This window comes from Streptomyces sp. SID10853 (genome assembly GCF_010548145.1).
In the GTDB taxonomy this organism is placed as follows: domain Bacteria; phylum Actinomycetota; class Actinomycetes; order Streptomycetales; family Streptomycetaceae; genus Streptomyces.
The window spans coordinates 1-4,095 of the sequence record NZ_JAAGLN010000382.1 but is presented as its reverse complement, the minus strand read 5'-3'; the positions used below and the strand labels follow the sequence as shown (position 1 = coordinate 4,095).

Annotated in this window: 5 protein-coding genes and 1 riboswitch; of the genes, 4 read left to right on the top strand and 1 reads right to left on the bottom strand. The window is 73.8% G+C overall.

What is annotated here, in order from left to right; all coding sequences use genetic code 11:
* A partial coding sequence (locus tag G3I19_RS35055; RefSeq protein ID WP_203601038.1) for an FAD-dependent oxidoreductase occupies positions 1–468 on the bottom strand: 468 nt, incomplete at its 3' end.
* 132 nt (positions 469–600) lie between these two features.
* Positions 601–713, top strand: a riboswitch (TPP riboswitch).
* Between G3I19_RS35055 and thiO the strand changes: the two genes are divergently transcribed.
* The 4 genes from thiO to G3I19_RS35035 form a co-directional block, all read left to right on the top strand.
* A complete protein-coding gene (thiO, locus tag G3I19_RS35050) occupies positions 711–1,925 on the top strand; it encodes a glycine oxidase ThiO (protein WP_164267730.1) in 1,215 nt (404 codons plus the stop codon). Its footprint overlaps the riboswitch before it by 3 nt.
* 68 nt (positions 1,926–1,993) lie before the next feature.
* Entirely contained in the window at positions 1,994–2,194 is a 201-nt protein-coding gene (gene thiS / locus G3I19_RS35045; protein ID WP_343235306.1) for a sulfur carrier protein ThiS, read from the top strand.
* A gap of 7 nt (positions 2,195–2,201) precedes the next feature.
* Positions 2,202–2,996: a thiazole synthase gene (locus G3I19_RS35040; protein WP_164267728.1), complete on the top strand. Its 795-nt coding sequence runs from the start codon at positions 2,202–2,204 to the stop codon at positions 2,994–2,996.
* A 214-nt stretch (positions 2,997–3,210) separates the two neighbouring features.
* Positions 3,211–4,095, top strand: an 885-nt coding sequence (locus tag G3I19_RS35035; protein ID WP_164267727.1) for a protein kinase, incomplete at its 3' end; no start/stop codon positions are given.

Sequence of the window (4,095 nt, the reverse complement as noted above, 5' to 3'; positions counted from 1 at the left end):
CACGACCGTCACCGCGCATCCCGCCTCGCGTGCGGCCGTCGCGAACTCGGCGCCGATCCACCCCGCGCCGACCACCACGACGTCCCGGCGGTCGGCGAGTACGGCCCGCAGCCGTCCCGCGTCGTCGAGCGTGCGCAGCAGATGGACACCGGGGGCGCCCTCGCTGCCGGGCAGCGTGACCGGGTGCGCGCCGGTGGCGACGACCAGCGAGCCGTACGGGACGGGGCCGCGCGCGGTGTCCAGCTCCCGGTCCTCGGGGCGCAGGCCGGTCACCTCGCACCCCAGCAGCAGTTCGACCCCGAGCGCGGCGAAGTCGACGTCGAAGGCGGAGCCATCGGCCTTGCCGAGCAGCACCGCCTTGGAGAGCGGCGGTCTGTCGTACGGCTGGTGGGACTCCTCGCCGATCAGCGTGACGGGTCCGGTGAAGCCCTGGTCCCGCAGGGCGACAGCGGTCTGCACTCCGGCCATGCCCGCGCCGGCGATGACGACGTTCCTCGGCTCACTCACCCGATCACCTTAAGCAGCTGACGACCCGTCAGAACAGGGGGTGTCCTGAGACGGCTTACGGGGCGGCACGGACCGGGGTTAGGCTGGCCGTGCTGAACCACTCGCGGGAGTCCGGGCGTACCGGGCTGAGAGGGGGGCTGGACGGCCCCCGACCGTACGAACCTGATCCGGGTCATGCCGGCGAAGGGAGGGGCTGGACGCCCATGCACACCCATCACGCCAGTCGTCACACCAGTCACCAGGCGCACCACGCCGACACGGCGGGCACGCTGCCGGACGTACTGATCGTCGGTGGCGGGATCATCGGTCTCGTCACGGCCTGGCGGTCGGCGCAGCGCGGACTGCGTACCGCGGTCGTCGACCCCGAGCCGGGCGGCGGCGCCGCGCAGGTCGCGGCGGGCATGCTGGCCGCTGTCACGGAACTGCACTACGGCGAGCAGGTCCTGCTCGGGCTGAATCTGGAGTCCGCCCGCCGCTATCCGGGGTTCGCCGCGGAGCTGGCGGAGGCGTCGGGCCAGGAGCTGGGCTACCGCGCCTGCGGCACCCTCGCCGTGGCGCTCGACCTCGACGACCGGGCGAATCTGCGGGAGCTGCACGCGCTCCAGGTCCGGTCCGGTCTGGAGTCGGAGTGGCTCACCGGGCGCGAGTGCAGGCGCCTCGAACCGATGCTCGCGCCGGGCGTACGCGGCGGGCTCCGGGTGGACGGCGACCACCAGGTCGATCCGCGGCGGCTGGCGAAGGCGCTGGTCATCGCGTGCGAGCGGGCCGGGGTCGCCTTCCACCGCGACTGGGCCGAGCGGCTGACGGTCGAGCGGGGCCGGGCCACCGGTGTGGTGCTGGCCGACGGAACGGCCCTGGCCGCAGGACAGGTGGTGCTGGCGGCGGGCAGCCTCAGCGGCCGGCTCGCGGGCGTACCGGACGCGGTACTCCCGCCCGTACGCCCGGTCAAGGGCCAGGTGCTGCGGCTGACGGTGCCGCGCGTGTACGCGCCGTTCCTCAGCCGGACGGTCCGCGCGGTCGTCCGGGGCAGCCACCTCTACCTGGTCCCCCGGGAGAACGGCGAGCTGGTGATCGGCGCGACCAGCGAGGAGCTGGGCTGGGACACCACGGTCACCGCGGGCGGGGTGTACGAACTGCTCCGCGACGCCCATGAGCTGGTGCCCGGCATCACCGAACTCCCGCTCACCGAGACGCGCGCGGGGCTGCGGCCCGCGTCCCCCGACAACGCGCCGCTGCTCGGCCCGAGCGCGCTGCCCGGCCTCCTGCTGGCCACCGGCCACTACCGCAACGGTGTGCTGCTCACGCCCGTCACCGGCGATGTGATGGCCGAGCTGCTCACCACCGGGGAGCTGCCCGCGGAGGCCCGCGCCTTCACCCCCCGGCGCTTCTCGCCCGTACGACAGGAGCAGCCCGCATGAACGTGCCACTGAACGTGCCCCCTGTGAACACCCCGGCGGCGGACGCACCGCCCGCGGCCGGGCCTCAGGTGCGGGTTTCGGTCAACGGCGAGCCCCGTGGGATCGCCCCGGGCACCACACTCGATGTGCTGGTCACCGGCTTCACCAGCGCGCCGTCGGGCGTCGCCGCCGCGGTCAACGAGACCGTCGTGCCCCGGGGCTTCTGGCCCCGTACCGCGCTCGCCGACGGCGACCGCGTCGAGATCCTCACCGCGGTCCAGGGAGGCTGATCCGGACATGGCAGACGATTCCCTCACTCTCGCCGGCACCGAGTTCTCCTCCCGGCTGATCATGGGGACCGGCGGTGCGCCCAGCCTCGATGTGCTGGAGAGGTCGCTGATCGCGTCGGGCACCGAACTCACGACGGTGGCGATGCGCCGCCTCGACCCCACGGTGCAGGGCTCGGTCCTCTCGGTCCTCGACAGGCTCGCCGTCAAGGTGCTGCCGAACACCGCCGGCTGCTTCACGGCGGGCGAGGCGGTCCTCACCGCCCGGCTGGCCCGCGAGGCACTGGGCACGAACTGGATCAAGCTGGAGGTCGTGGCGGACGAGCACACCCTGCTGCCCGACCCGGTGGAGCTGCTCGACGCCGCCGAGACGCTGGTGGACGACGGTTTCACGGTGCTGCCGTACACCAACGACGACCCGGTGCTGGCCCGCCGCCTCGAAGAGGTGGGCTGCGCGGCGATCATGCCGCTCGGCTCCCCCATCGGCTCGGGCCTCGGCATCCGCAATCCGCACAACTTCCAGCTGATCGTGGAGCGGGCCGGGGTGCCGGTGATCCTCGACGCGGGCGCCGGTACGGCATCGGACGCGGCGCTGGCGATGGAGCTCGGCTGCGCGGCCGTGATGCTGGCGTCGGCGGTGACGCGCGCACAGGAGCCGGAACTGATGGCGTCCGCGATGCGCCGGGGCGTGGAGGCGGGCCGCCTCGCGTACCGGGCGGGCCGGATCCCCCGCAGGCACTTCGCCCGGGCGTCGTCACCGGAGGAGGGGCGCGCGGCACTGGACCCGGAGCGGCCGGCGTTCTAGAGCGTGTCCGGCCGGCCCTGCCCCGGGCCCGGCATGGACCGGCGGGACAGGTCCTGGGAGCCGGGCCCCGCCGGAGCGCCTCCCGGACCCGCAGGCGGTCCTCCTGCCGGTCCTCACGCCGGCCTTCACCCGCCTGTCACAGCTCGGCTTCAGTCCCGGCCGATTCACCAGGACGGCTTAGGCCCTGTCAGCGCCGACTCGTACACTCGCCAGCGTGGATACGACGCTTGGTGACCCGCAGGCCCCGCTCGTCGGGCAGCTGCTCGACGGCCGCTACCGGGTGGACGCCTGCATCGCGGTCGGTGGCATGGCCACGGTCTACCGGGCGGTCGACACCCGTCTGGACCGGGTGCTCGCCCTCAAGGTGATGCACCCCGCGCTGGCGGTCGACGCCACGTTCGTCGAGCGGTTCATCCGGGAGGCCAAGTCCGTCGCCCGCCTCGACCACCCCAATGTGGTCGGTATGTTCGACCAGGGCGCGGACGGCGCGCATGTCTATCTGGCGATGGAGTACGTCGCCGGGTGCACCCTGCGCGACGTCCTGCGCGAGCGGGGCGCGCTGTGCCCCCGGGCCGCGCTGGACATCCTGGAGCCGGTGCTGGCCGCGCTGGGCGCCGCGCACCGGGCCGGGTTCGTGCACCGCGACATGAAGCCGGAGAACATCCTGATCGGGGACGACGGCCGGGTCAAGGTCGCCGACTTCGGCCTCGTCAGGGCCGTGGACACCGAGACGAACAGCACGGGCGCCATCCTGGGCACCGTCTCGTATCTGGCCCCCGAGCAGATCGAGCAGGGCGCGGCCGACACCCGGGCGGACGTCTACGCCTGCGGTGTGGTGCTGTACGAGATGCTCACCGGCGCCAAGCCGCACAGCGGCGACACCCCCGCCCAGGTCCTCTACCAGCACCTCAACGAAGGGGTGCCCGCGCCGTCCGCCGCCGTACCGGGACTCGCCGCCCGGCTGGACGGCCTGGTGGCGAGCGCCACCGCCAGGCGCCCGGACGACCGGCCGTACGACGCGGTGGCGCTGCTCGGCCAGGTCCGTGAGGCCCGCGCCGCACTGAGCGACGCCGAGCTGGACGCCGTACCGCCGCAGGCG